Source organism: Phenylobacterium sp. (genome assembly GCF_004297125.1).
Lineage (GTDB): Bacteria > Pseudomonadota > Alphaproteobacteria > Caulobacterales > Caulobacteraceae > Phenylobacterium.
Window position 1 is genome coordinate 107264 of sequence record NZ_SCVD01000001.1, and the last position, 26331, is coordinate 133594.

Annotated in this window: 26 protein-coding genes; 9 read left to right on the forward strand and 17 right to left on the reverse strand. The window is 69.1% G+C overall.

The annotated features are described in order from the left end of the window. Positions 1 to 103: 103 nt before the first annotated feature. Positions 104 to 1033, reverse strand: a complete 930-nt coding sequence (gene miaA, locus EPO51_RS00495; RefSeq protein WP_293344856.1) for a tRNA (adenosine(37)-N6)-dimethylallyltransferase MiaA — start codon at positions 1031 to 1033, stop codon at positions 104 to 106. Here miaA and serB point away from each other — a divergent pair. Beyond that, positions 1032 to 1919, forward strand: coding sequence for a phosphoserine phosphatase SerB (serB, locus tag EPO51_RS00500; protein WP_465246581.1), 888 nt, complete (start codon positions 1032 to 1034; stop codon positions 1917 to 1919). The two genes, miaA and serB, sit on opposite strands and share 2 nt — an antisense overlap. Beyond that, a complete protein-coding gene (locus EPO51_RS00505) occupies positions 1919 to 2587 on the forward strand; it encodes an HAD family hydrolase (protein WP_293344858.1) in 669 nt (222 codons plus the stop codon). The genes serB and EPO51_RS00505 overlap by 1 nt, the downstream gene beginning before the upstream one ends. Before the next feature lie 47 nt (positions 2588 to 2634). Here the strand turns inward: EPO51_RS00505 and EPO51_RS00510 are convergent, their stop codons facing one another. The 3 genes from EPO51_RS00510 to hflK all read right to left on the reverse strand — a co-directional run bounded on the left by EPO51_RS00510 (position 2635) and on the right by hflK (position 5205). Beyond that, on the reverse strand, positions 2635 to 2985 hold the full coding sequence (locus tag EPO51_RS00510) for a UrcA family protein (RefSeq protein ID WP_293344860.1): 351 nt from the start codon (positions 2983 to 2985) through the stop codon (positions 2635 to 2637). Between the two features lie 178 nt (positions 2986 to 3163). After that, positions 3164 to 4054 carry a protease modulator HflC gene (gene hflC, locus EPO51_RS00515; protein WP_293344862.1) on the reverse strand — a complete coding sequence of 297 codons (891 nt, stop codon included), beginning with the start codon at positions 4052 to 4054 and terminating at the stop codon, positions 3164 to 3166. Next, positions 4051 to 5205: an FtsH protease activity modulator HflK gene (hflK, locus tag EPO51_RS00520; protein WP_293344864.1), complete on the reverse strand. Its 1155-nt coding sequence runs from the start codon at positions 5203 to 5205 to the stop codon at positions 4051 to 4053. The genes hflC and hflK overlap by 4 nt, the downstream gene beginning before the upstream one ends. Before the next feature lie 139 nt (positions 5206 to 5344). Here hflK and EPO51_RS00525 point away from each other — a divergent pair, with 139 nt between their 5' ends. Further along, positions 5345 to 6505, forward strand: a complete 1161-nt coding sequence (locus tag EPO51_RS00525) for an Mrp/NBP35 family ATP-binding protein (protein WP_293344866.1) — start codon at positions 5345 to 5347, stop codon at positions 6503 to 6505. On the opposite strand, the gene EPO51_RS00530 is transcribed toward EPO51_RS00525, so the two are convergent. The 9 genes from EPO51_RS00530 to EPO51_RS00570 all read right to left on the reverse strand — a co-directional run bounded on the left by EPO51_RS00530 (position 6502) and on the right by EPO51_RS00570 (position 17805). Further along, positions 6502 to 7950: an MFS transporter gene (locus tag EPO51_RS00530; protein ID WP_293344868.1), complete on the reverse strand. Its 1449-nt coding sequence runs from the start codon at positions 7948 to 7950 to the stop codon at positions 6502 to 6504. The genes EPO51_RS00525 and EPO51_RS00530 overlap by 4 nt on opposite strands. Continuing rightward, complete coding sequence (locus EPO51_RS00535; protein ID WP_293344870.1) at positions 7947 to 9371, reverse strand: MFS transporter; 1425 nt, start codon at positions 9369 to 9371, stop codon at positions 7947 to 7949. The genes EPO51_RS00530 and EPO51_RS00535 overlap by 4 nt, the downstream gene beginning before the upstream one ends. Positions 9372 to 9433: 62 nt before the next feature. Then, positions 9434 to 10849: an MFS transporter gene (locus EPO51_RS00540; RefSeq protein WP_293344872.1), complete on the reverse strand. Its 1416-nt coding sequence runs from the start codon at positions 10847 to 10849 to the stop codon at positions 9434 to 9436. 154 nt (positions 10850 to 11003) lie between these two features. Then, on the reverse strand, positions 11004 to 11906 hold the full coding sequence (locus tag EPO51_RS00545; protein ID WP_293344874.1) for an SDR family oxidoreductase: 903 nt from the start codon (positions 11904 to 11906) through the stop codon (positions 11004 to 11006). Positions 11907 to 11993: 87 nt separating this feature from the next. Beyond that, positions 11994 to 13709, reverse strand: a complete 1716-nt coding sequence (locus EPO51_RS00550; protein WP_293344876.1) for an ATP-binding protein — start codon at positions 13707 to 13709, stop codon at positions 11994 to 11996. A 188-nt stretch (positions 13710 to 13897) separates the two neighbouring features. After that, on the reverse strand, positions 13898 to 14833 hold the full coding sequence (locus EPO51_RS00555) for an efflux RND transporter periplasmic adaptor subunit (protein WP_293344878.1): 936 nt from the start codon (positions 14831 to 14833) through the stop codon (positions 13898 to 13900). A 6-nt stretch (positions 14834 to 14839) separates the two neighbouring features. After that, positions 14840 to 15595 (reverse strand): ABC transporter ATP-binding protein, encoded by a 756-nt coding sequence (locus tag EPO51_RS00560; protein WP_293344880.1) that lies wholly within the window; start codon positions 15593 to 15595, stop codon positions 14840 to 14842. Next, on the reverse strand, positions 15592 to 16734 hold the full coding sequence (locus EPO51_RS00565; protein WP_293344882.1) for an ABC transporter permease: 1143 nt from the start codon (positions 16732 to 16734) through the stop codon (positions 15592 to 15594). Before EPO51_RS00565 ends, EPO51_RS00560 begins: the two co-directional genes overlap by 4 nt. Positions 16735 to 16890: 156 nt before the next feature. After that, positions 16891 to 17805, reverse strand: a complete 915-nt coding sequence (locus EPO51_RS00570) for a LysR family transcriptional regulator (RefSeq protein ID WP_293344884.1) — start codon at positions 17803 to 17805, stop codon at positions 16891 to 16893. Positions 17806 to 17904: 99 nt separating this feature from the next. Between EPO51_RS00570 and EPO51_RS00575 the strand changes: the two genes are divergently transcribed. Beyond that, positions 17905 to 18897 (forward strand): aldo/keto reductase, encoded by a 993-nt coding sequence (locus EPO51_RS00575; RefSeq protein ID WP_293344886.1) that lies wholly within the window; start codon positions 17905 to 17907, stop codon positions 18895 to 18897. 99 nt (positions 18898 to 18996) lie between these two features. Beyond that, positions 18997 to 20277, forward strand: a complete 1281-nt coding sequence (locus tag EPO51_RS00580; protein WP_293344888.1) for a NupC/NupG family nucleoside CNT transporter — start codon at positions 18997 to 18999, stop codon at positions 20275 to 20277. On the opposite strand, the gene EPO51_RS00585 is transcribed toward EPO51_RS00580, so the two are convergent. Further along, positions 20274 to 21038, reverse strand: coding sequence for a class I SAM-dependent methyltransferase (locus EPO51_RS00585; RefSeq protein WP_293344890.1), 765 nt, complete (start codon positions 21036 to 21038; stop codon positions 20274 to 20276). The two genes, EPO51_RS00580 and EPO51_RS00585, sit on opposite strands and share 4 nt — an antisense overlap. A gap of 128 nt (positions 21039 to 21166) precedes the next feature. On the opposite strand from EPO51_RS00585, the gene EPO51_RS00590 reads away from it, so the two are divergent. Further along, positions 21167 to 21802: a glutathione S-transferase family protein gene (locus EPO51_RS00590; RefSeq protein ID WP_293344892.1), complete on the forward strand. Its 636-nt coding sequence runs from the start codon at positions 21167 to 21169 to the stop codon at positions 21800 to 21802. Between the two features lie 43 nt (positions 21803 to 21845). Here EPO51_RS00590 and EPO51_RS00595 read toward each other — a convergent pair whose 3' ends face one another. Both EPO51_RS00595 and EPO51_RS00600 read right to left on the reverse strand, forming a co-directional pair. Then, positions 21846 to 22301 (reverse strand): GNAT family N-acetyltransferase, encoded by a 456-nt coding sequence (locus EPO51_RS00595; RefSeq protein WP_293344894.1) that lies wholly within the window; start codon positions 22299 to 22301, stop codon positions 21846 to 21848. Between the two features lie 49 nt (positions 22302 to 22350). Next, positions 22351 to 22779 carry a DUF2147 domain-containing protein gene (locus EPO51_RS00600; protein ID WP_363199840.1) on the reverse strand — a complete coding sequence of 143 codons (429 nt, stop codon included), beginning with the start codon at positions 22777 to 22779 and terminating at the stop codon, positions 22351 to 22353. A 323-nt stretch (positions 22780 to 23102) separates the two neighbouring features. Here EPO51_RS00600 and EPO51_RS00605 point away from each other — a divergent pair, with 323 nt between their 5' ends. Continuing rightward, on the forward strand, positions 23103 to 23867 hold the full coding sequence (locus EPO51_RS00605; protein WP_293344896.1) for a PEPxxWA-CTERM sorting domain-containing protein: 765 nt from the start codon (positions 23103 to 23105) through the stop codon (positions 23865 to 23867). Between the two features lie 45 nt (positions 23868 to 23912). Here the strand turns inward: EPO51_RS00605 and EPO51_RS00610 are convergent, their stop codons facing one another. Next, entirely contained in the window at positions 23913 to 24377 is a 465-nt protein-coding gene (locus EPO51_RS00610) for a PaaI family thioesterase (protein ID WP_293344898.1), read from the reverse strand. A 151-nt stretch (positions 24378 to 24528) separates the two neighbouring features. Here EPO51_RS00610 and EPO51_RS00615 point away from each other — a divergent pair, with 151 nt between their 5' ends. Continuing rightward, the gene (locus EPO51_RS00615; RefSeq protein WP_293344900.1) at positions 24529 to 25167 is read left to right on the forward strand and encodes a hypothetical protein; all 639 of its coding nucleotides are present in this window, start codon (positions 24529 to 24531) and stop codon (positions 25165 to 25167) included. 13 nt (positions 25168 to 25180) lie between these two features. Beyond that, positions 25181 to 26329, forward strand: a complete 1149-nt coding sequence (locus EPO51_RS00620; protein WP_293344902.1) for an acyl-CoA dehydrogenase family protein — start codon at positions 25181 to 25183, stop codon at positions 26327 to 26329. The last annotated feature ends 2 nt before the right edge of the window (positions 26330 to 26331 follow it).

Sequence of the window (26331 nt, forward strand, 5' to 3'; positions counted from 1 at the left end):
TCCTGACATCTAGGTCAGTCCGCTACGGTCGCCCTACGAGTACAAGAATGCTGCGCACGAGATTTCCCGCGAAAGATAGGAAATGGGATGTCGCATGCCGGGCTCAGGCCGTCAAGGCGGGTTCCAGGGCAAGAAGTTGCCGCCATTGGTCGCGGGCGTCGGCGGCGTCGATCCGCGGCCAGGACCCCATCTGCCCACGCATCCACGTCATCTGCCGCTTTGCATAGCGCCGGGTTTCCTGCTGGGCGGCGGCGACCGCCGTCGGCAGATCGGTCTCGCCCCGCAGGTGGGCCGCCAGTTCGCGCACGCCCACCGCCTTCATGGCCGGCAGGGCGGGATCGAGGCCGCGGGCCATCAGCGCCGCCACCTCGCCCAGGGCGCCCTCTGCAATCATCCTCTCGAGCCTTGCATCGCAGCGCGCGTAGAGGGCCTCGCGGGGCGGCTCCAGCGCCGCGGCGGTCCACGATCCGGCGGGCAGGGCGCCGGCCGCCGAGGCCTGGTGGTCGGTGAGCGAGGTCCCCGTGGCGGCGAAGACCTCCCAGGCCCGCGCCAGCCGCTGGCGGTCGCCGGGAGCGATCCGGGCCGCCGCCGCCGGATCCGCCGCCGCCAGCCGCGCCCGGAAATCCTCCTCGCCCATGGTCTCGAACTCCGCCGCCGCGGCCTCGCGGACGCCAGCCGGGATCTCCGGGACGTCCGCCAGCCCGTGGGTCAAGGCGCGGAAATAGAGGCCGGTGCCGCCCACCACCACCGCGTCGCGACCACGGGACCGGATGTCCGCGATCACCTCCGTGGCCGCCCGCAGCCAGCGCCCCACCGACCAGCCGTCGGCGGGATCGACGGTCCCGAACAGGTGGTGCGGTGCGACCGCCAGCTCGTCCGGCCCCGGGCCGGCGGTGATCGTCCGCAGGCCGGCGTAGAGCTGCATGGAATCGGCGTTGACGATCTCGCCGCCGGTTGCCCGGGCCAGCTTCTGCCCCAGCGCGGACTTGCCGCTTGCGGTCGGTCCGGCGATCAGCCAGATGCGGCCCGTCATGGAAGTTGCCCTCACCCTCGTCGTGCCGCCAAGTTTGTCCGGCTTTGGCATGGAGCTTCACGCGCTACGCAGCGCCGAGTTCCTCTCCGAGCAGTCCCTCGCCAACGGACCAGTCTTTGCGCAGGACTACGTGCTTGAGGTCGATCATGTCGACTCGTTCCGGGCGAGGATCGAAGCCGATTTGGAGGGTGTGCCCGTCGATTGGTGCGTCCAACCCGCCGCCGGCCGCAAGAAGCGCCTGCTGATCGCCGACATGGACTCCACGATCATCAACGTCGAGTGCATCGACGAACTGGCCGACTTCGCCGGCGTGAAGGACCGCGTCTCGGAGATCACCGAACGGGCCATGCGCGGCGAACTGGACTTCGAGGCCGCCCTGCGCGAGCGCGTCGCCATGCTGAAGGGCCTGCCGCTGGCCGACCTGCAGCGGGCCTACGACGAGCGGGTGCGGCTGAACCCCGGCGCCCGGACGCTGGTGCGGACCATGACGGCGAACGGCGCCAAAGCCTTCCTGATCTCCGGCGGTTTCAGCTTCTTCACGAGCCGGGTGGCGCAGGCCGCGGGCTTCGACGCCAACCGCGCCAACACCCTGGTCGAGGCCGGCGACGTCCTGGCCGGTACGGTGGGCGAACCGATCCTCGGCAAGGCGGCCAAGCTCGCCGCGCTGAACGAGGAAGCGGCCAAGCTGGGCATTCCGCTTTCGGCGACCCTGGCCGTGGGGGACGGCGCCAACGATCTGGCGATGATCGAGGCCTCGGGCCTGGGCGTGGCCTACCGCGCCAAGCCGATCGTGGCGGCCCAGGCCGACGCCAAGGTCGACCACGCCGACCTCACCGCGCTGCTCTATTTCCAGGGCTACGCCCAAGCCGAGTTCGTGACCGACTGATGCCGCTTCCCCGTCCCATCAAAGCCGTCGTGTTCGACATGGACGGCCTGCTCGTCGACACCGAGACCGTCGTCTACCGCGCCATGCAGCGCGCCGCCGGCGGGTTCGGCGGGGAGATGCCGTTCGCCACCTTCCAGCGGATGGTCGGGCTACAGCATGCGCACAGCGACCTCATCCTCATCGAGCACTTCGGCGACGGTTTCGATCTCCAGTCCTGGTCGGCCGCCGTCAGCGCCCACTTCCGCGAGGAGCTGGGCGCCGGCATCGCCTTGAAGGCCGGGGTCGTGGAGATCCTCGACCAACTGGATGCGCTGGGTCTGCCCCGCGCCATCGCCACCTCGTCCAGCCTGGAAAGCGTGCGCCTCAGCCTGGGGCCGCACAGCCTGGTCGACCGCTTCCACGCCCTGATCACCCGCGACGTCCAGACCCGCGGCAAGCCGCACCCTGAACCCTTCCTCCTGGCCGCCGGGGCCCTGGGCGTCGACCCGGCCGACTGCCTGGCGCTGGAGGACAGCCACAACGGCGTCCGTTCCGCCTCGGCCGCCGGGATGATGACCGTGATGGTGCCCGACATGCTGGACCCCACCGAGGAGATGGAGACGCTCTGCGTCCGCATCGCCCAGGATCTGCATGAGGTCCGCACCTGGATCGAACGTCAGGCCGCCTGACGAAAAAATCCCCTCCTCCCGACCGGGGGAGGGAGGAGGGGCGTCAGTCACCGATACCGCGGGCTTGGGGGCTCGACGGCCGGTTCTGCGGAGATCCATTCGGCATAGGCGAGGGCCAGCTTCGGCGCCTGCAGGCGTTCCACCGCGGCGTCCATCGCCTGGCGCCGGCACTTCCACTCGAGGCCCGAGCGGTTCGGGAACATCTCGGAGCGGGGCAGGGCGCACAGTTCCCGCGACGCGCTCTTGATCCGCCGCAGCATTGCGGCCGCGCCGGCCTCGGTTTCGAGGTCCAGGTCGCCGACCGCGACCCGGGTCATGGTCAGGTTTCGCCGGGGCTCGGCGGCGGCCGGCGCGGCGATCAGGCTCGCGGCAAGGAGAAACAGGGACATGCGGCGCATGGGCGACCTCATTCGTTACGTCTGTAAATTACTACAGGCGTAATAACTGAAGTCAAGCCCGCTCAGCTCGTCATCCCGGCTTCGCGGCACGCCAAGGCAGGGACCGTCGATCCATGGAAGTCAGGCGCCGGTAGGGGCCCGGTCTTCCGCCGCACGGAATCCGGGATGACCTTCGGCCCTATCGCCCCGTCGGCCCGCGTTCGAAGTAGCGGAAGAAGGCGCTGTCGGGGGACAGGACCAGGGTGGTGTCGCCGTTCGCCAGGCTGGCCTCATAGGCCTGCATGGAGCGGAAGAAGGCGGCGAACGACGGGTCCTTGCCGAAGCTCTGCGCGAAGATCCGCGTGCGCACGGCGTCGCCTTCGCCGGTGATCTGACCGGCTTGCTCGCGGGCGGTGGCCAAGGTGATCGACACCTCCTTGTCGGCCCCGGCGATGATCTCGCGCTTCTTCTGCTCGCCTTGCGCGCGCAGTTGGGCGGCGACCTGCTGGCGCGACGTCGCCATGCGGCGGAACACCGCCTCGCGGTTGTTGGTCGGCAGGTCGGCCCGGCGGATGCGAAGGTCGATAACCTCGATGCCCAGGCGCGAGGCCTTGGCGCGGCGGTCCACGTCGAGCCGGGCCTGCATCATGAGCTGCGAGCGGCGGCCGGAGATGATGTCAGAGGAACTGGCCGCGCCCAGGACCTGGCGCAGCGAAGAGTTCACCAGCCGCTCGATCCGGTCGGCGGCCGTCGCCTCGTCGCGAAGCGTCCGGTAGAACTGCAGGGGGTCGGAGATGCGGTAGCGGATGAAGGCGTCCACGACCAGCCGCTGCTGGCCCGCGGTGATGATCTCTTCCTTCTCGGCCTCGAGCGCGATGTTTCGCCGGTCCAACTTGATGACCTGCTCGATGAAGGGGATCTTCAGGTTCAGGCCGGCCTGGCTCCGCCCGGGCGGGTTCACCACCCGCACGGGGTCGCCGAACTGGACCACGATCGCCTGCTGGCGCTGGTCGACGATGTAGAAAGTCTGGAAGACCAGGGCGACGAGGAACAGGCCCAGGAGGCCGAGCATCAGGCTGCGCGAGGTCATTGGCCACCCTTCGGCTGAGGTTGGGCCGGAGCGGCCTCGACCTGCGGCGGTGGCGCCAGCTGGGTTTTCGGGCGGAACACGTCGGGCGGCAGGATGATCGGGGCGCTCGCGCCCTTGGAGTCGACCACCACCTTGTTCGAATTCTGCAGGATGCGCTGCATGGTCTCGATGTAGAGCCGGTCCCGCGTCACGCCCGGGGCGCGGCGATACTCGGTGTAGATCTGGTTGAACCGGGCCGCCTCGCCGGTGGCCTCGCGCACGGCCTGCTCGCGATAGGCCTGGGCGGCGTTGGTGATTCGCGACGCGTCGCCCTTGGCCTCGTTGATCACGCGGTTGCGGTAGGTGTTGGCCTCGTTCTCAGCGCTGTCGGCGTCCTGCTCGGCGTTGTTCACTTCGCGGAAGGCCGCCACAACTTCAGGCGGCGGGCCGGCCGAACGGATCTGCACCTCGACCACGCTGATGCCGGCGCCCCAGGCGTCCAGCGTCCGCTGCATCAGGTCGGCGGTCTGCTGCTGCACCAGGCCGCGGCCGGTGGAGATGATCGGCTGGAGTTGGGTCTTGCCCACCACCTCGCGCATGGCGCTCTCGGCCACGGCCTTCACCGCGCCCTCCGGGTCGCGGGTCGCGAACAGGTAGCGGCTGGCGTCGGCCACACGCCACGTGACGCTGAAATCCACGTCGACGATCTGCTCGTCGCTGGTCAGCATCTGGCTCTCGGCGGGAGAGTCCGCGTCGGGGCCGCTGCCGCCGACGTCCGTCCGCTTCAGGCTGGTGACGGGCACCTTCTCCACGTGCTCGATCGGGGTCGGCAGGTGATAGCGCAGGCCGGGGGTCTCGGAGCGCGAATAGGCCCCGAAGGTCAGGACGATGGCCTGCTCGTTGGGCTGGACCACGTAGAAGCCGGAAAGCGCCCAGGCCGCGAACGCGCCGCCGGCCACGATCGGGACCAGCCCGCGCCGGGGTCGCCCGCCGCCGCCGCCCATCAGGTCGCGCAGGCGCTGGGCGATCCGGTCGAAGCTGCCGCCGAAGTCGGGTCCGCCGGGCCGCCGAGGCCCGCCGCCGCCGGAAGGTCGTCGAGGCTGGTCGCGCTTGTCGTCGCCGCCGGACGGTGAACCCCAGGGTCCAGGGTTGGCGTTGTCGTTCCAGGGCATCAGGCGGTTCGCGTCGTTCTCAAGCGGGACCTTTACGCAGTCCTTCAGCACCGCTGCTTAAAGCCCCCGACGGGCTTGTAAACCGACGCTGTCAGCCGGATATGAGACCCCCGTACACGCAAAGCAAGATAAAGCGGCCATGAGCGAACCGGCAGGTCCCGACCGGACGGCGATCCTCCAGGCTCTGGATTCGGTGATCGATCCCAAGTCCGGCAAGGGCCTGACCAGCGCGGGCCTCGTCCGCGGACTGGTGCTTCGCGGCGGCCGCGCGGCCTTCATGCTGGAGGTGGCTCCCGCCGATATCGACGCCTATCGCCTGGTCCGCGACCGCGCCGAAGAGGTCCTGGCCGAGGCCGACGGGGTCGAGGTCGCCCAGGTCGTGCTGACCTCCGAACTCCAGGCGCCCAGCACCGCCCAGTTCAAGGTCGCCCCCCGCCGCCCGGGTCCCCTGGAGCACCGGGGCGCGCTGCCGGAGCCCCCGGCGGCCCGCCGCGCCCGCATCGCCGAGGACCCCCAGGCCCAGCTCCATCCGATGGTCGACGCCGTGCGGCCTCCGCACGTGAAGAAGGTCATCGCCATCGCGAGCGGCAAGGGCGGGGTCGGCAAGTCCACCGTCTCGGTCAACCTGGCGGCCGCCTTGGCCGTGCTGGGCAAGCGCGTGGGTCTGCTGGACGCCGACATCTACGGCCCCTCCGCGCCGACCATGCTGGGGGTCGACGGCGATCCCACCTTCGACGCGGAGAAACGCCTCAATCCGATGGAGGCCTGGGGCGTGAAGGTCATGTCCATCGGCTTCATCGTCGAGCCGGGCACGGCCAACATCTGGCGCGGTCCGATGGCGTCGTCTGCCCTGCGCAGTCTGATGAACTCCAACTGGGGCACGGAACAGGAACCCCTGGACGTACTGGTCATCGATCTGCCGCCCGGCACCGGCGACATCCAGCTCACCCTGGTCCAGAAGCTGAAGATGGACGGCGTGGTCATCGTCTCGACCCCGCAGGAGATCGCCCTGATCGACGCCCGGCGCGCGGCGCAGATGTTCGAGAAGACCGGCGCCCCGATCCTGGGCGTGGTCGAGAACATGGCCTATTTCGCCGACAGCTCGGGCGTCCGCGTGCCGATCTTCGGCGACGGCGGCGCCCGGCGAGAGGCCGAGCGGCTGGGTGTGCCGCTGCTGGCCGAAATCCCCATCGAGGTGCCGCTGCGCGAGGCCTGCGACGCCGGCCGGCCGCTGGTCGCGACCAATACCGAGAGCGCGGCGGCCCAGGCGTTCCTGGAGCTGGCGCGGAAGCTGGCTTAGGTCGCCTTTGGCGCCAGTATCGGACCCGGGTCCGCGCCCAGGCCGGCCGCCGCCGAGGTCTCGCTGAGCTGCGCGTCGCGCTCCGCCAGCCGCCGGCGGATCTCCGTCGCCCGCTCGGCCGTCAGCCTGTAGCCGAGGAAGCAAGCAGCCCCCAGCGCCAGGAAGACGATCGGCCCGGTGGTGAAGGCGATGGTCAGGCCGTGGATCGCCTCCGGCGTGTTGCCGGAGCCCAGTTTGGGGTCGTAGCCGATCTGCGCCAGCAGCGGGTAGGTGATGACGATCGAGGCGGCGAGCGCGATCTTGCTGGTCGAGGTGGTGAGCGAATAGAGCACGCCGGCGCGCTCCTTGCCCTGGCTCAGCCGGATGTCGTCCGCGACGTCGGCGACCATCGCGCGGATCAGGGCCTGGAAGCCCGCCGCCACGAAGCCGGTGATGAAGTTGGTCGGGATCGACGCCAGGACGTCGCCCTTGGGCAGGAACAGCAGGCTCACCAGCGCCAGCGAATAGATCACGCTCGACAGCATCGCGGCGCGGTGCTTGCCGATCTTGGTGGCGACCCAGCCGGCAGTCGGCGCCCCGAACAGGCCGGCGGCGATGTAGAAGGCGAGCAGGATGTTGGCCTCGCCCGTCGTGAAGCCCATGCGGTCGCGGTTGAAGAACAGGAACATCGCCGCCATCCAGCCCGGCCCGAGCACCAGACAGAGGTCGGCGAGCAGGATGCGCCACATGCACGAGTGGGTGACGAGCTCGACGTAGTCCCGCAGCCGGAAGCGCTGGCCGGGAACCTCCGGGGCGATGGTCTCGGGCGTGCGCCAGATCACGATGCCCACGGTGATCGGCGTCAGCAGGATGATGTACCAGAGCATCGCCCGCACGCCCTCGGCGTCGGAGTAGCCGGCGCGTTCCATGAAGATCGGGATCGCCAGGACCCCCAGGGCGCCGACGACCCCCACCCCGCCCATGATCCCGAAGATCCGCGCGCGGTCGTTGTAGGTCGTGGCCAGCGTCGCCCCCCAGGCGACGTGCGAGAGCAGCAGGGTCGAGATGCCGAGGTACATGACCAGCAGCCAGGCGATCAGATAGCCCGTGCCCACCCCCTCGCTGGCGCTCAGCAGCATGAACAGGCCCAGCATCAGCAGCGGCGCCCCGATCACCGTCCAGAGCCGGTAGCGACCGAAGCGGCTGCGGGTCCGGTCCATCAGCAGGCCGAGGGCGGGTTCGATAGGGATGTCTATGGTGCGGCAGATGGCGAAGGCGGCCGCCACGGCCACCAGGGGCACGCCGATGCTGGCGGCGAAATAGGCCGGCATATGCACGGTGATCGCCACCACCACGGCGACAAGAGGAAGGCTGGTGGCGGAGAAGGCGAGCGTGCGCCCGAACGACAGCGACGGGTCGGGCGTCGGCGCGGCGGGTCCCGCCGGCGTTGCGGTCGTGGGGGTCATGGGGTGGCTCCTGGCGCGGGGATCTCCTCGCCGGTCAGGCCTTCCAGGGCCGCGGCGGGGTCGTAGAGGATGGCGTGATCGCGGGCTTCGAGCTGGCGGCGCACCTCCGCGGCGCGCTCGGCGGTCAGGCGGTAGCCGATCAGGCAGACGCCGCCCAGCATGACGAACACGATCGGCCCGACCAGGAACGACAGCAGCAGGGCGTCGATGGCCTCGGGCGAGTTGGCCTGGCCCAGCTTGGGGTCGTAGCCCACCCGGTCGAGCACGTTGAAGGTCAGGAAGATCGAGCCGCCGGCGGCGATCTTCGTGGTCAGGGTGGTCATGGCGAAGAGCAGGCCGCTGCGTTCCTTGCCCTGCTTCAGCCGCATCTCGTCGGCGACGTCGGCGGTCATGGCCCGCGTCAGGACGTTGAAGCCGGCCGCCATGAAGCCCGTGAAGAACAGGGTCGGGATCGATGCCAGCACATTGCCCTTCGGCAGGAAGGCCAAGGTGACGAGCAGCAGCGAGTAGGCTGCCGCGGACAGCATCACCGTGCGGTGCTTGCTAATCCGGGTGGCCATCCACGCCAGCGCTGGCGCGCCCGCCACGCCGGCCAGGATGTAGACCGCCAGCAGGATATTGGCCTCGCCCGGGGTGAAGCCCATCCGATCGCGGCTGTAGAACAGGTACAGGGCCGCCATCCAGGCAGGGCCCAGCGACAACGCCAGGTCGGCCAGCAGGATACGGGCCATGCTAGGGTCGGTGACCAGCTGCAGATAGTCGCGGACGCGAAAGCGAAGGCCCGGTGCGTCCGGCGCCACGGTCTCCGGCGTGCGCCAGATCACCACCCCCACGGCAATGGGCGCGAGCACGATCAGGTACCAGACCATGGCCTGGACCCCCTGGGCTTCCGCGTAGCCCATCCGCTCCATGACGATGGGGATCAGCAGCACCATGACCGCCCCCGTCACCCCGACCGCCACCATCACCCCGAACAGGCGCGCCCGGTCGTCGTAGGTCTTGGCGAGGGTTGCGGCCCAGGCCTGGTGCGCGAGCATCAGGATCGAGGTCCCCAGGTACATCACCAGCAGCCAGCCGATCAGGTAGGCGGTCCCCACGCCACCCTGGGCGATCAGCAGCATGTAGAGGCCGAGCATCAGCAGGGGCGTGCCGAGCACCATCCAGAGCCGGTAGCGGCCGAAGCGGCTGCGGGTGCGGTCCATGGCGATGCCCAGCGCCGGCTCGATCGGCACGTCGATCAGGCGAACGGCGGCGAAGGCCGCCGCCACCACGGTCAGTTCGACCCCGATGCTGGCGGCGAAATAGGCGGGCAGATGGACGGCCACGGCGATCTGCAGCGCCTGCAGCGGCAGGCTGGTCGCGGCGAACGCGAGGGCGAGGGTCAGGGGAAGGCGCGCGTCACGTCCAGCGGTGGCGGTCAATCAATCTCCTCCCAACGCGCCTCTCGCCTCTGACGGGTGGATGGCGCGGTACACTAATCAGGTCACGTCGGTCGTCCCACCGGGGCCAGCTCCTCACCGGTCAGGCTTTCCAGCGCTGCGGCGGGATCGTCCATCGCGTCCCGCTCGTCCAGCTGGCGACGGATCTCGGCGTGCCGCTCGGGCGTCAGCCGGTAGCCGATGAAGCAGGCGCCGGCGAGCATCACGAAGAAGATGGGTCCGACGATGTAGATCAGCTGCAGGCTCTGGATAGCTTCGGGCGTGTTCACGGCGCCCTCTCTCGCCTGGTAGCCGATGTAGGCCAGCAGCACGAAGGTCAGGGCGGAAAGGCCGGAGGCGATCTTGGTCGTGCCGATGGTGAGCGCGTACATCAGGCCCATCCACTCGCGGCCGGTGTCGAGGCGGATCTCGTCGGCGATGTCGCCGGTCAGAGCCCGGATCATGACCGTGAAGCCCGCCGCCATGGCGCCCACGACGAACATGCCGGGGGCGAAGATCAGAAAGGCTCCCGAGGGCAGGAACGGGATCACCATCAGCCCGAGGGAGTAGATCGTCGTGGTGACCATCATCGCCCGGTGCTTGCCGATCCGGTTGGCGAGCCAGGCCGCGAACGGCGCGCCGGCGAAACCCGCGGCGATGTAGATCATCAGCAGCAGGTTCGCGGCCGTGGTGTCGAAGCCGCGACTGTCCTTGAAATAGAAGAGGTAGAGCGCCGCCATCCAGCCCGGTCCGAGCGTGGCGCAGAGGTCGGCCGCCAACAGGCGGATGACGTTCCCGCGCTTGAGGAGCGTTCCGTAGTCGCGGAAGCGGAAGACGTGACCTGTCTCCCGCGTGATCGGTTCGCGCGTGGTCGCCAGCACCAGCAGCACCGTCACGGGGATCGCCGCGATGATGAACCAGACCATGGCGCGCACGCCCTCGCCCTCGGAGGCGCCGGTTCGCTGCATGATGATCGGGATGATCAGCACCGCCATGGCGCCCGCGACACCGAGGCCGATCACCGCGCCGAACACCTTGGATCGCTGCTCGTAAGTGGGGCCCAGAACTCCGCCCCACGCCAGGTGGGAGAGGTAGACCATCGAATAGCCGATGTAGAGGAACAGCAGGATGCCGCTCAGCCCGAGCTGGGAGGTGGACGAATTCGCCAGGAGCATGCCGTAGAGGCCCAGCATCAGGACGGGCGCTCCGAGGGTCATCCACACGCGATACCGGCCGAACCGGCTGCGCGTGCGGTCCATGGCCATGCCGATACCCACATCGATCGGGATGTCGATCAGGCGCACCATGGCGAACGCAGCGCCGACCACCGCAAGCTCGAGCCCGATGTGGCTGGCGAAATAGCGCGGCAGGTGGACAGCGACGGCCAGGACCAGCGCCTGGATCGGGATACTGGCGCTCGCGAAGGCCAGGACGGCCGGCATGCTCATGTTGGGCGCGGTCGACGACGTGGCCTGTGACACCTTTGAACCGCTCCTCGAAGACCCGTCTCTACCGGACGCTGGACCGTAGGTTACGCGCGTTCACCAATACGCGCGCAAGCGGATTTCGATTACAAACAAGAAACGGGCGGCCGTGTGGCCGCCCGTCGAAGTTTCGGTATCGGGAGGCCGGGGGTCAGCCGCCCTGCATCTTCCGGAAGAACTTCTGGGTCTGTTCGCCGCCGTTGAAGTAGGCCTTCTGGCCAGCCTCGTCGGTGATCTTGGCCCAGTTGTCGCGGACGCTCTCCACCGTGGCGTCGGCGCCCAGGTAGACGCCCTCGGTCTCGACGATGCGGGACAGGGCGAACGCGCCCGCGCCGGCGGTCAGGATGTGGCCGGTCGGCGCCTCTTCCGAGCAGAGGAACACCACGCCCGGGGTCACGTACTCGGGCTTCAGCTGCTCCAGCACCGCGGGGGGCATCAGGTTCTCGGTCATCCGCGTTGCCGCCACCGGGGCGATGGCGTTGACGTGGATGTTGTTCTTCTGGCCTTCGAGCTTCAGCGTGTTCATGAAGCCGATCAGGCCCAGCTTGGCGGCGCCGTAGTTCGACTGGCCGAAGTTGCCGTAGAGGCCCGAAGACGAGGTGGTCACCACGATCCGGCCGTAGCCTTGCGTGCGCATGATCTCCCAGACCGCCTTGGCCGGCTTCACGGTGCCGAACAGGTGGACGTCGACCACCACCTGGAAGTCGCCGAACTCCATCTTGGCGAAGGTCTTGTCGCGCAGGATGCCGGCGTTCGCGATCAGGATGTCGATGCGGCCCCAGGCGTCCATGGCGTCCTTGACCATCCGGGCGACGCCGGCGTCGTCGGTCACCGAGGAGCCGTTGGCGATGGCTTCGCCGCCGGCCGCCTTGATCTCTTCCACGACCTTCAGCGCGTTTTCCGAGTGGCCGCCCGAGCCATCCATCGCGCCGCCCAGGTCGTTGACCACCACCTTGGCGCCGCGCTTGGCGAGCTCCAGGGCGTGAGCCCGGCCCAGGCCGCCGCCGGCGCCCGTCACGATCGCCACTTTGCCGTCGAAGCGGATGTCCGCCATGAGATCCCTCGTTGAACAGGTGTTCGAAATCGGCGCGCGTTGTGCGGCGCGGGAGGGATGCCGTCAAGGCGACGTCGGGTAAGGGCCTCAGGCCGCGGCCGCTGCGGGCTGCGCCGCCCGGGCGTCCAGGGCCCGCTCGATGGCTTCGAACAGCCTGGCGGCGTCGAGGGGCTTGGGCACCACCATGTCCATGCCGGCGGCCTCGTAGTCGGCGACCTGGTGGCTCATGGCGTTGGCCGTCACCGCGATGATCGGGGTGCGGCGCCGCGCGTCCGTGACCTCGAACGAACGGATTTCACGGGTGGCGGTGACGCCGTCCATCACCGGCATCTGGATGTCCATCAGGATCACGTCCCAGGGCCCGGTCTTCCAGGCTTCGATGGCCTCGGCGCCGTTCTCCACCATGGTCGGCTCCAGGCCCGCCTGGCTGAGCAGGGTGCGCAGCACCAGCTGGTTAACGTGGTTGTCCTCGGCGGCCAGGATTCGGATCGGCTGGGCGTCCGGCCCGGCGCTCGGCGCCGGCGCGGCGACGGCGATAGGCGCGGTCTCGGCGACGCGCTCCAGGGGCAGCAGGACGGTGAAGATGGAGCCCTTGCCCTCGACGCTGCTGACCTCGATCTTCCCGTCCATCATCTCGACCAGCGAGCGACAGATCGTGAGGCCCAGGCCCACGCCGCCGTGCCGGCGCGTCGCCGAGGCGTCGCCCTGCACGAACTTTTCGAACAGGCCGTCGATCCGCTCAGCGGCGATGCCGACGCCGCTGTCGGCCACTTCGACGGTCAGCAGGCCGCCGGTGTCCGAGACGCAGACGGCCACGCCGCCCTTGTCCGTGAACTTCACCGCATTGGCGGTCAGGTTGTAGAGGATCTGGCGCAGCCGGACGGGGTCGCCCCGGAACCGGCCCTTCGCCGCGTCGTCGATGGAGAACTCGAAGCCGAGGCCCTTGTGCTCCGCCAACGGCGTGAAGGTGGCCATGGCGCCGCGCGTCAGGTGCTCCATGTCGAACTCGGCGCTGTCCAGGCTGAGCTTGCCGGCTTCGATCTGCGAGAAGTCCAGGGCGTCGTTCAGCAGGCTGAGCAGCCCCTCGCCCGACCGGCGGATCACCCGCAGGCGCTCCTTCTGGGCCTCGGGCAGGCCGTCGCGCTGCATCGCCTGGGCCATGCCCAGGATGCCGTTGAGGGGGGTGCGGATCTCGTGGCTCATCACCGCCAGGAAGTCGGACTTGGCGCGGCTGGCGGCCTCGGCGGCCGTCTTGGCGGCCACCAGCTTGTCCCAGGCCTCGGCCAGCTGCCGACGGGTAGGGGCCAGCAGAAGGACGTAGGTCAGCAGGACCGCCGGCGGGGTCAGGGCCCTGAGATAATCCCCGTCCGCCATGTACCGCGCGAAGAGGCCCCAACTCACCCAGCCGAGCACCGCGGCGTGCGGTGCGAGCGCGGCCAGGAACATGCGTGGCGAGGAATAGAGCCGGAGCAGGATGTTGACGGCCGAGAAGCCGATGAGGGCCACTGCGAAGAACCGGGCGCCGCCGTCGCCCAGGTGGATCAGGAGGGCCGCCGCAAAGGCATGCAGGGCCGAGAGCGCGAAGGTCACGGCGAGGCCGGAGACGTCGCTGCCGATGTAGCCGCGCCGGCGGATGATCACCCGTTCGGCCACCGTGATCAGGGCGTAGAGGACGAGGCCGACCAGCAGCGCCCACGGTGGAACCACCGGGATCGCGACGACCCCGATCAGCAGGGTCATCGTCAGCCGCCGCCAGAGCGCCGGCTGGGCCAAGAGCTGTTCCGGCGCGAGGTCTGAACGCATCGTCGCCGGGCTCGGGCCGCTTGAACTCGAACGCATGGGCCGCCTCCCTGAAGAGAACTAGGCGGCCACCTAGCTTAAGGAGAGTTTTACGCGCGTCGGTTGCGGTTCAAAATAAGCCCGAGACCTAAGCCTCGGGCCAGGCTTGGGAAAACTCAGCTGCGCGGAGCGACGGGCGCTTGCGCCTGCTGCTAGCCGCGGACGAACTTCACCAGCACCCGCTGGCCGATCAGGAACGGGGCGCCCGTGGAGTCCACGACCACCTCGACCACGCGGTCGTCGGTGCGTTCGGTGGGGTCGTCCGACTGCAGCTTGCGGGCCCCGAACACCGCCGCCCGGCGCAGCACCTTGCCCGGATAGACCTTGGTCGGGTCGCTCTCGGGCGACATCTGGACATTCTGGCCGATGGCCACGAAGGGCAGCGAGCCCTCCGCGATCTCGGCGCGCACGATCCGCCCGGCGCGGGGCTCCACGTCGAACATGTTGGAGACGTTGAGGGTCGAGGCGCCCGCCCCCGGGTTGGCGTAGCGGCGGACGATGCGGCCGTCGGCGGGGGCGCGGATGAACGACAGTTCCTGGTCGTAACGGGCCTCGTTGAGGCGGGCCTGGCTGGTGGCGACCACCGCCTGCTGCGCCATGATGCGGGCCTCGGCCTCGCGGACCGCGTCGCGGGCCTGGTCCAGCTTCTGGGCCGCCACGAAGTTGTTGGGGGCGAGACCTTCGAGGCGGCGATGCTCGCGCTGGGCGGCCGAGAGCTGGACCTGCAGCAGGGCCAGCGCCGCGCGGGCCTGGCGGACCTCCGCGTCGGCGCGCTCCGAGGCCAGGCGGGGCTCCTCGTCCTCCAGGCGGGCCAGCACCTGGCCCTTGGCCACGTCGTCGCCCTCCTGGACCAGCACATCGCGGATCACCCCGGCCCGGCGCGCGGCGACCTGGATGATGCCGCCTTCCACATCGGCCTTGCCGTTGGCGATGGCGGCGTAGGGACTGGGCTTCACGCTGGCGGCGGCTTTGGCCTCCTCGGCCTTCTTGGCCTTGGCCTGACCCGACATGAACATCGCGCCGCCGCCGCCAAGGAGGAGGAGGACCACGACGATCCAGAGGAAGCGATTGCGGAGGAGGGCGGGCATCTTGGGTCAGGCCTCGATGAGCTCGGGTTGTCGATGGGGTTGGGCGGCCGTCCCGGCCGGGGCGTGCGTCACGCGCCGGTCGTCCAGGATGCGGCCGTCCTCCAGGTGGATGACGCGGTCGGCGTAGGCTTCCAGGCGCGGATCGTGGGTGACGCAGATCACGGCGGCGCCGTGCTGCTTGGCCGCCCGCTGAAGCAGCTTGATCACGATCTGACCGTTCTCGCCGTCGAGCGCGCTGGTGGGCTCGTCGGCGAACAGCAGGTTCGGGTCCTTGGCGAGGGCGCGGGCGATGGCCACCCGCTGCTTCTCGCCGCCGGACAGCTCGGACGGGCGCTGGTTCATGCGGGTCTCGAGGCCCACTTCCATCAGCGCGTTGGCGGCCTTCTCGCGAGCGACGCTCTTGGGATGGCCCTGATACTTCAGGATGATCTCGACCTGCTGCAGGGCGGTCAGGGCCGAGAACAGGTTGAAGCCCTGGAAGATGAAGCCGCAGTGGTCCAGGCGGAACCTGTCCAGCTTGCCGGAGCGCAGGCTCCAGATGTCCTGGTCCAGCGCGGAGACCTTGCCCTCGTCGGGCTTCAGCAGGCCCGAGAGCGCCGCCACCAGGGTCGATTTGCCGGACCCCGAGGGACCCATGACCATCGTCACTTCGCCGTGGTTGGCGTCGAAATCGACGCGCTTGAGCACCTCGATGTGGCTGCGCCCGGTCTTGAAGCGCTTGTAGATCCCGTGGGCCACGATGGCCGGCTTGTTCGAGCTCATCGCAGCAGGTCCGCAGGTTGGCTCTTCTTCAGGATGCCCAGGGCCAGCAGCCCCGAGAAACCCGAGATCACGAGCAGGAGGATGGAGACGCCGATCACCCAGGCTGGGGGGAAGCCCATCGGCAGGCCGCCGCGGGTGGCCAGCAGGTAGACGCCGCCGGTGAACAGCGCCGTGGCCATCAGGCCGACGATCCCCACCCAGAACGACAGTTCCAGCACGATCAACCGGAGCGACCCCATGCCGACGCCCAGCGCCCGCAGCGAGGCGAACTCCTTGATGCTCGAGAGGATCGCCCCGCGCAGGGTCTGCGAGGTGATGCCCACGCCGATCAGGAAGCCCAGGAAGACCGAGAAGCCCAGGAAGATGCCGATGATCTGCTCGCCCATGATCGCCCCTTCATTAGCTTCGGCGAGCTGCTGGCGGGTCCAGGCCTTGTAGGCGCCCTTAGAGTCCTTGTTCAGCTGGTCGCGGACGGCCTCGGCGCGGGCGGGGTCCTTGATGCGCACCATGAGCGGGCCCGTCTTCCCGTTCTTGGTCAGCATGCCCATCATCCGCATCGTGTCGCGCGACATGGTCACGGAGGCGTTGTTGATGTCCGGGTACCCGTGGAGGATGGCGCGCACGCGGACGGTCTTGCCGCTGATCGACGCCTCGTCGCCCAGCTTCACGCCCAGGCGACCCAGCTGGCTCTCGTCGATCGCGACGGAGTAGGGCTCGAGCAGCGCCGTGCGGATCTCTTCGGTGAAGTCGGTGGGCAGGTTCACCGCGCCCGGGCGCGTGTCCACCATGTTGATGTTGATGTAGGTGGTGACGGCCTTCTTGCCGTCCTTGGGCTGGTTGACCCAGCGGCCGCCGTCGCCGTCGAAGGCGGCCACCTCGACGACCTCCGGGTTCATGTAGATCTGCGGCTGCAGGCGGGCCGGCAGCGAGCCGCCGCCGGAGTTGATCAGGCTCTCCATCTTGGCCGGCAGGATCATGATGTCGGCGCGGCTGCGGTCGATGGTGGCGGTGGCGCCTTTCACGATGCCGGTGAACATGCCCACCTGGGCCAGGATCAGCAGGCCGGAGAACGCCAGCGCGACAACAGCGGCCGTGTAACGGCGCCACTCGTAGAGCAATGTTGCAAGCGCCAGAGACATCGTGACGAACAGCCCTCAACCCTCGAGCGCGGATGTCGCCGCCGCGTGGACTGCCAAGCCAGTTAAATCGCGGTAAGGCCGGCCGCCGTCGGACGCGTTTGATGCGCTCATTGCCTAGGAGGCGCGAGGGGGCGCGGGCGGATGCGGAGCGGCCGATTAAACCTTCGTAATCCGGGGCTCGGCCGGCGGACTGCGCATCCAGTCGATGAAGGCCCGGAGCGCCGGCGAGACCTGGCGGCGGCTGGGGTAGTAGATGCTGTAGCCGGGAAAGGGCGGGCACCAGTCCTCCAGGAACGAGACCAGGGCGCCCGACGCCAGTTCCTCGCGCACGGAGGGCTCGGCCACGAAAGCGATGCCGGCGCCGTCGACCGCCGCATCCTTCAGGAGCTGGGCGTCGTCGACGATCAGCGGGCCATCGACCGCCAGACGCCGCACGTCGTCCCCCTTCTCCAGCTCCCAGTCGTAGAAGGCGCCGGAGGGCCAGCGCAGCCGGAAGCAGGCGTGCCCGGCCAGGTCTTCCGGTGTCATGGGCGTGCCGCGCTCGGCGAGGTATTCGGGCGAAGCCACGGCGGCCATCCGCAAGGGCTTGCCGATCCGGACCGCGACCATTTCCGCCGGCAGGTTCTCGTCGAAGCGGACACCGGCGTCGAAGCCGCCCGCCACGATGTCGATCAGGGCGTTGTCGCTCACCACTTCGACGCGGATGTCGGGATAGGCCTTGAGGAACCCGCCCAGCCTGGGAGCGATGGCCAGCCGGGCCGCCGAGCGCGGCACGCTGAGCCGCAGCCGCCCCGCCGGCCGCTCGCGGAACGCCGCCACCTCCATCAGCCCGGCCTCGATGTCGGCCAGCGCCGGCGACAGGCGCGCCAGCAGGCGCTCGCCGGCCTCGGTCGGCGCCACAGCGCGGGTTGAGCGGTTCAGCAGGCGCACGCCCAGCGCCGTCTCCATCCGCCGCAGCCGATGGCTCAGCGCCGAGGCCGAGACGCCCAGCACCTCGCCGGCCCGGCGGAAGCTGCGCAGCTCGGCCAGCAGGGCGAAGGCGGCTAGGTCTGGGATCGAGCGGCGGTCCATTACTGAATTTTGCTCATTGCACCGTTGAGCCAGCAAGCGGTTATCGCCGGCCGTCGCAAGGTCCACCTGTTAGCCGACCCCACAACTCAGGAGATCGCCATGCAGACGCGCAAACTTGGAACCCAGGGCCTCGAGGTCTCCGCGATCGGCTTCGGCTGCATGGGGCTCTCGGGCGTCTACCAGCCGGCGGCCGAGGAAGCCCAGGCGCACGCCGTCCTGGCCCGCGCCGTGGAGCTTGGCGTCACCTTCTTCGACACGGCCGAGATCTATGGGATGCAGACCAACGAGGTGCTGGTGGGCAAGGGCCTGAAGCCCTTCCTCGACCGCGTGGTGATCGCCACCAAGTTCGGCTTCGACCTGGACGACGCGCGCAAGTCGGGCCGCCCCGCCGGCACCGACAGCCGGCCGGCGCATATCAAGGAGGTGGCCGACGCCTCGCTGAAGCGCTTGGGCGTCGACGTGATCGACCTCTTCTACCAGCACCGCGTCGACCCCAACGTGCCGATCGAGGACGTGGCCGGCGCCGTCGGCGAACTCGTGAATGCGGGCAAGGTGAAGTACTTCGGCCTGTCGGAGGCCGGGGCCGACACAATCCGCCGCGCCCACGCCGTCCATCCGGTCAGCGCCGTGCAGAGCGAGTATTCGCTGTGGTCCCGCGATCCCGAACGCGCCGTCCTGCCGGTCTGCCGCGAACTGGGCATCGGCTTCGTGCCCTACAGCCCGCTGGGCCGCGGCTTCCTCGCCGGGGGCTTCAAGGGCCAGCCGGACGACAGCGACTTCCGCCGCTTCATGCCGCGCTTCCAGGGCGAGGCGCTGCAGAAGAACCTGGGGCTCGTAGAGACCCTGACCGGCCTGGCCGCAGAGAAGGGTCGCACGCCCGCCCAGCTCGCGCTCGCCTGGCTGCTCAGCCGCAGCGACGACATCGCGCCGATCCCCGGCACGACGAAGATCGCCCGCCTGGAAGAGAACGTGGCGGCCGCCGGCATCGTGCTTTCGGCGGACGACCTGGCCGCCATCGAGGCGGCGGTGCCCGAGACCGCCGTCGAAGGCGCCCGGTACGACGAGCGCGGGCTGTCGATGGTCAACCTGTAGGCCGCAAGGGTGCAGGCGCCACGCCGCGCTTGCGCCCGGCGCGCTTTCGGCGTGGATTGACCGGCTAGGCCGCTGAATCGGCGGCGCATCGGGGGATGCATGTTCGGTCCGGAAAACGCCCAGAGCCTCGTCGGCGTGGCGGTCATCCTGTTGGTCTGCTGGGCGGTGTCAGAGAACCGCGGCAAGTTCCCCTGGAAGCTGGCCATCGGGGCCATCACGGTCCAGGGGCTCCTGGTCCTGGCCCTGTTCGGCCTGCCGGCCTTGCGCTCGGGCCTGCAGGGCGTGAGCGTGGTGGTGGACGGCCTGGGATCCTCGACCCAGGCGGGCGTGGCCTTCGTGTTCGGCTTCCTGGCCGGCACGCCCAACCAGCCCTACACCCTCACCGACCCCGGCTCGCTGTTCGTCTTCGCCTTCCGGGTGCTGCCGGTGATCCTGGTGGTCTGCGCCCTCGCCGCGCTGCTCTGGCACTGGAAGATCCTGGTCTGGATCACCCAGGCGTTCGGCGTCGTCTTCGAGAAGACCATGGGCCTGCGCGGCCCGCCGGCTCTGGCCACCGCCGCCACCGTCTTCATGGGCCAGGTCGAGGGCCCGATCTTCATCCGCAGCTACCTGCCCAGCCTGTCGCGGTCCGAGCTTTTCATGCTGATCGCCGTCGGCATGGCCTGCGTCTCGGGCTCCACCATGGTGGCCTATGCGACCATCCTGGCGGGCGTGCTGCCGGGGGCGGCCGCCCACGTGCTGACGGCTTCGATCGTCTCGGCGCCCGCCGGTGTGCTGCTGGCCAGGATCATCGTGCCGCGCGACGCCGCGGTGGAGCAGGCCCAGACCTACGACCCCCTGGCCGCCAAGCGCTACGACAGCTCCATCGACGCCCTGATCAAGGGCACGACCGACGGCCTGCAGATCATGCTCAACGTCGGCGCGACGCTGATCGTGTTCGTGGCCCTGACGGCGATGGTCAACAAGATCCTGGGCGCCGTCGGCGACCAGGTGGGCTATGTGCTCTCGGTCGAGGCCGGCCTGGGTATCCTGTTCTCGCCCCTGGCCTGGGCCATCGGGGTGCCGTGGCATGACGCCGCCGCCGCCGGCTCCCTGCTGGGCGTGAAGCTGGTGCTCACCGAGTTCACCGCCTTCATCCGGATGGGTGCGATCCCGGTCGATGCGATGGACCCGCGCACGCGCGTCCTCATGACCTATGCGCTCTGCGGCTTCGCCAACATCGCCTCGGTGGGTATCAACCTGGCCGGCTTCTCGGTCCTGGTGCCCGAACGCCGCAACGAGATCGTCGGCATGGTCTGGAAGGCGATGATGGCGGGCTTCCTCGCCACCTGCCTGACCGCGTCGATCGTGGGGCTGCTGCCGGCGAACCTGTTCGGCTAAAGCGGCTTCCGCAGCACGCAGGTGGACTGGCCGAGGCTGCCCTCGGCCACGATGGTGTCGGCGCCGTCGCGGATCTCCACGACCTCCATGCCCAGCGCTCCGGCCCAGTGGCCGATGGTCTCACGGTCGATGCAGGTGTTCATCGGCATGGCGACCTTGCGCTTCATCGCGGCCACGGTGTCGAGGAAGATCTTCAGGTGGACCGGCTCGCGCAATTCGAGGAACGAGAACACGATCCGGCCGCCCGGCTTCAGCACGCGCCGCGCTTCCTCCAGGTACCAGTAGCTCTGCTCGTGGGTCAGGTGCGTGAGGACCGAGAAGAAGCAGACCATGTCGGCCTGGTCGTCCCGCTCGGGGATGCCGATGTGCTGGATCACCTCGAAGCGCCAGTCCGGGCGCGCCGCGATCTTGCGGGCGTGGGCCACTAGCGCCGGCACCAGGTCTATCCCCAGGTAGCGGCCCCTCAGCCAGGCCGACAGCGGCTTGGCCAGCCGGCCCGATCCGCAGCCCACGTCCACCAGGTAGCCGTCTTCCGGCAGGCCGTAGTGGCGCAGCAGGGCCACTTCGATCGGCCCGATCAGTTCGAAGCCGCCGCCGATGGCCAGCTCCATCGCCTTGTCATGAGGCATCTGGCCCTTGAGGGCGTCCACGAAGCGGATGTTGGTCGCCTTGAGGTCGGTCTGGTTGACCGGCAGCAACCGGTTGCGCACACGGTCCAGGAATCGGCGGCTCCTGCGAACCGCGCCCGCCAAACTCGCCATTGCAGTGCGCCCCTTCGTCAGCCTCAACCGGTGGTTAAGCGGAGCCGCCACGGCCTGTCCAGCCTCCGTACTTGCCTCACGGCAGGGGAACGGCGCTAGGCTTGGCCGGAAGTCAGGAGGGCCACGCCATGAAAGTCTACGATACCCCGCTCGCGCCCAATCCGCGCCGGGTGCGCTGGTTCATGGCCGAGAAGGAGATCACCGACGTCGAGGTGATCACGCTCAACCTGATGGAGGGCCAGCACAAGACCCCGGACTATCTCGCCAAGGCGGGACTCGCCAATGTGCCCATGCTGGAGATGGACGACGGGACGTGCATCACCGAGAGCGTCGCCATCTGCCGCTATCTCGAGAGCCGCTATCCCGAGCCCAACCTGTTCGGCCGGACGCCGGAGGAGGTGGCGGTCATCGAGATGTGGATGCGCCGGGCCGAGATGATGGTCGCCACGCCGGTGATGGTCGGCGTCCGCCACACCCACCCTGCCATGGCCGCGCTGGAGCAGCAGGCGCCAGCCGTCGGCGAACACAACATCCAGGGCGCGACGCGTGCGCTGAAGGTGCTGGACCGGCGGCTGGCCGACCAGGAATGGCTGGCCGCCGACCGCCTGACCATCGCCGACATCGTGGCCTTCGTGGGTGTCGATTTCGGCCGCATGATCAAGTTCCGCCCGCCCGAGGAGCTGGTCCATGTCGGCCGCTGGGCCGAGGCCATGCGCGCCCGTCCCGCCGCCAAGGCCGGCATGCCCCAGAAGTCGCCGACGTGACCGATCGGCAGGGGTGACATGGCGGCCGCCCCCGGGCGGCCGACTATCTGCGGCGATCGCGCATCTCGGCCCACCGCGCCCGCGGGATGCGCAGGAAGTAATGGACCTCGTCCTCGTCGTATTGCGCGAAGCCCTCGCGTTCGTAGACGTGCCTGGCCCGCGCATTGTCCACGTGGACGTCCAGTTTCAGGGCCTCGGCCGCCGTGGTCTCGAAGGTCCACTCCATGACGCCGCGCACCAGCCGCGTGCCGACACCGCGCTCGGGCTCGCCCACAGCGATCCGGCGCAGCAGCACCGTGGGCGCGCGGATCTCCTGCATGATCACGAACCCGGCCAGGCGGTCGCCGTCGCGGAGGCCGAAGTAGCAGGCGTCGGGCGAGGCGAACTGTTCCAGGTGTTCCTCGGCCGTGAAGCGGCCGACCACCGCGTCGTAGCCCGGCATGCGTTCGATCCGCATCACCTCGGGGATGTCGGCGGGGGTGAGGGCTGCGAGATCCATCGACCGATCACTTCGTATCCTCGCGCCCGCAAGGCAAGAGCCGGCGCGATCAGTCGGCCGCGCCGGGGATCCTGCGCCAGGTCTGGGCCTTGCAGAACACGCCTGCGACCAGACAGCCGCGCGCCTTCAGGGTATTGGCGTCGATCAGCTCGGCCCGGCCGGCGAACGTCGCCCGCAGGTCCGGTACGAACACCTTGCCCTTCCACACACCCGGCTTCTCCGGCCCGAAGTCGCGGAGCAGCTGCAGGCCCACCAGGTTGTCGGTGCCCCCCCTGCGCGCGTCCTCCTGGGCGTCGGCGCTGGCCCAGATCACGAAGCCGCACAGCTTCTGGCCGCAGGGCTTGATATTCACGTGGACCGAATTCTTGGGATTGCGCCAGACGCCTTCGACGCCCGACGCGGGTTGCGCGTAGGCGTTCGGGGCTAGGGCCAGGCCGGCGGCGATCGCCAGACCGGCGAGGGCGGAGAGCTTCGTCATGCGTATCCTTGGGAGTGTCCCTTGGTCCGTCCGTCTACACGGAATGTGCGGCGAAGCTAGGGCGGGCGGGGGTTCAGCGGCGGCGAGCGGCAGGGCTTGTCGCGTCACAATCCCCGGCAGGGGAAATATGCGCCGCATACTGTCGCCAAGGTTGCTTGACTCGCCCGAGCCGCGACAAGCACTAATGGTTAACGCCAAGTTGTCGTCGGGTGGAACACGGGCCACCTGAGGAATTCCGACGGTCGTGTGAATGTATTTCGGCGTCGGGAAGTCGACTCTGAGGCGTTGGTTCTGCGTAAAACAATTCATCGGGGGAATTCATCGTGAAGATCACAAGAACGATTGCGCTTGCCGCGGCGGTGGCGAGCTTCTCGGCTGCTGCGCCGGCATTCGCCACGACCATCAGTTTCGATGGACCAGTCGCCACTGCGGCGACTCAGACGGCCGGAGCCTGGTACGTCGACCGCGCGGCGCCCGATAGTTTCACGGGCGGCGTCAACTACGGCGGCCGCACGGGCGTGCTCGAGGTCGGCATCGACGGCGACGACTTCCAGGGCGCGGGCAGCTTCTACAATACGCAAGGTCGCAAGTACGACCTCGAGGCCGGCGTGACCTCGATGACCATCGACCTCTTCATCGACCAGGCCTTCACGACCGGCGACGACCGTCGCATCGCGGGCTTCTGGGGCACCACGTTCGGTGGTCCGGACGCGCCGGCCTATCCGATCATCGAACTGGATCGGGTGGGCGGCGACCTCGTCTTCCGCGGCTGGGACAACAACGGGGTGTTCTTCGACCTCGCGACCCTCACGGCGGGCGATGTCGGCACCTGGCAGACGATGAAGATCGAGCTCAGCGGCGCGAACTTCAAATATACGGCCGGCGGCGCCAGCGCCACGACCAGCGCCTTCGGCACCTCGTCGATCGGCAACGTGATCCTGCAGGCGCACAACACCGGCTCGGACTTCACGGTGCATTGGGACGCCTTCGGCACGGCGGTTCCCGAGCCGCAGACCTGGGGTCTGATGATCCTGGGCTTCGGCGCCGCGGGCTCGCTCCTGCGTCGCCGCCGGGCGGTCGCAGCCTAGACGACGGCTTTCGGGGCGTCCGGAGATTCCGGGCGCCCTGCAGGCCTAGGTGCGCCGCTGCCCGCGCTTCTTCAGCGTGGACGAGAAACTCATGACCGTCTCGCCGTCGACCTTCATCAGACCGCGGACGAAGACCATGCTGCGGGCGTTCTTGACCACGTCGCCACGGCACTCGATGAGCTGGCCCTCGTAGGCCGCGCCCACCAGCTCGCAGTTGAAGGTGGCGGTCACTGCATGCTGCTCGGTCAGCGCGTCGCGGGCGATCACGAACAGGCTGAAGTCGGCGAAGGTCATGAAGCAGCCTCCATGCAGGAATGCCCCGCCGTTCAGGTGCTTCTTCTCCACCCGGAAGGCGCAGACCGGCCCGGTGTCGTCGACGCGGAAGTAGAACGGCCCCGCGAGATCCTCGAAGGGATCGCCGCCCGGGTAGTAGGACCAACCGGCCCATTCACCCTCGGTGACCCTGGTCAGTTTCGAGGTATAGCCCTCCTCGCTGTCGCCGCCGTCCATGCGTTGAAGCCCTCGCCAAGCCTGGCGGGCGTCTAAGCACGCGCTCGCAGAATGGGGAAGGGCGCCCCGACGGCAGGGCGGCTAAGGGTTTGCCGACCGCTCGCTCAAACCCTAGTTTGCCGGCCCGCTTCTGACGGAGGCCTACGTCCCCATGATCGCATCCCTTCTGGTCCTTGTCGCGCTCGCCGGTCAGCCGGCGACGTCCGACGACGGTCCGGTGGAGACGGCGCCCAAGGAACGAACCGTCGATCAGGACGCGCTGCCCGGCCTGGACGAGAAGACGGTCGAGATCCCGCCCGCCGCCAAGCCGACGGACGAGAAGAAGACCGCGCCCGCCGCCGCCGCCGCCAGGTCGCTGACCGTCGAGCAGAAGACCATCGTCCAGGGCGAGACCCTGCAGGTGGTGCTGGGCCAGCGCGCCCTGTTCCACCTCGACGCCAAGGGCCGGCCGGTGCTGGACAAGGTGGAGGAGGGCCAGCTCGCCGCCGCCCATCCCCCCGGCGTCGTCACCGAGACGTTCGAGCCGCCGCCGGCGGGCCAGATCGCGGCCGCCCTGGACGGCTCGGCGGAGGCCCGCGCCACGATCCTGAAGGTCTGGAACGAGACGGAACAGGCCCTGGACTACGGCGCCATCGCCCTGATCATGCGGCGCGGCAAGGTGACGCCGGAGCCGGCGCCCATCTGCGCCGTGGCCCCGAAATCCGTGCGGACGGAAACCTGGCCGCGGCCCGTCGTGGCGGTGGGCCTGTTGCGCTTCAAGTCATCCGCGACGACCAAAGCCTGCAAATAGAGGAAACTGCCACATGGCGCTCGACGCCGAGACCCGCGACCAGCTCATCGACACCGTCCGCCGCTTCGTCACCGAACGCCTGCGCCCGCTGGAGGCCCAGGTGGCCGAGGACGACGCGATGCCCGAGGATGTGGTCGAGGAGATGAAGGGGCTGGGCCTGTTCGGCCTCTCGATCCCGGAGGCCTATGGCGGCCTGGAACTGACCATGGAGGAGGAGTGCCTGGTGGTGATCGAGCTGGGCCGCACCAGCCCGGCGTTCCGCTCCACCTTCGGCACCAATGTCGGCATCGGCAGCCAGGCGCTGGTGATGTTCGGGACCGAGGCCCAGAAGCGGAAGTACCTGCCCGGCATCGCGTCGGGCGAGATCATCACCTCGTTCGCGCTCACCGAGCCTGAGGCGGGCTCCGACAGCGCCGCGGTGCAGACCCGCGCGATCCGCGACGGCGACCACTATGTGCTGAACGGCGCGAAGCGCTACATCACCAACGCCAACAAGGCCGACCTCTTCACGGTCATGGCCCGCAGCGACCCGTCGAAGCCCGGCGCGGGCGGCGTCTCGGCCTTCCTGGTTCCGCGCGACCTGCCGGGTCTCAGCGTCGGCAAGCCCGAGAAGAAGATGGGCCAGCAGGGAGCCCACGTCTGCGACGTGATCTTCGACAACGTCCGCGTGCCGGCCGAGAACCGGATCGGCCAGGAGGGCGAAGGCTTCAAGGTGGCCATGCAAGTGCTCGACAAGGGCCGCCTGCACATCTCGGCCCTGTGCGTCGGGGTGGCCGAACGCCTGATCGCCGACAGCGTGGCCTATGCCGCCGAGCGCAGGCAGTTCGGCCAGCCGCTGAGCGGCTTCCAGCTGGTCCAGGGCATGATCGCCGACTGCAAGACGGAGGCGCTGGCCGCGCGGGCGTTGACCATGGAGACGGCCCGCAAGCGCGACCTGGGCCAGAACGTCACCATGGAGGGCGCGGCGGCCAAGTACTTCGCCTCCGAGATGGTGGGCCGGGTGGCCGACAAGGCGGTGCAGATATTCGGCGGCGCCGGCTACATCGCCGAATACGGCATCGAGCGCTTCTACCGCGACGTCCGCATCTTCCGGATCTACGAGGGCACCAGCCAGATCCAGCAGGTGATCATCGCCCGCGAAACGATGAAGCGGGGGGGCTAGGG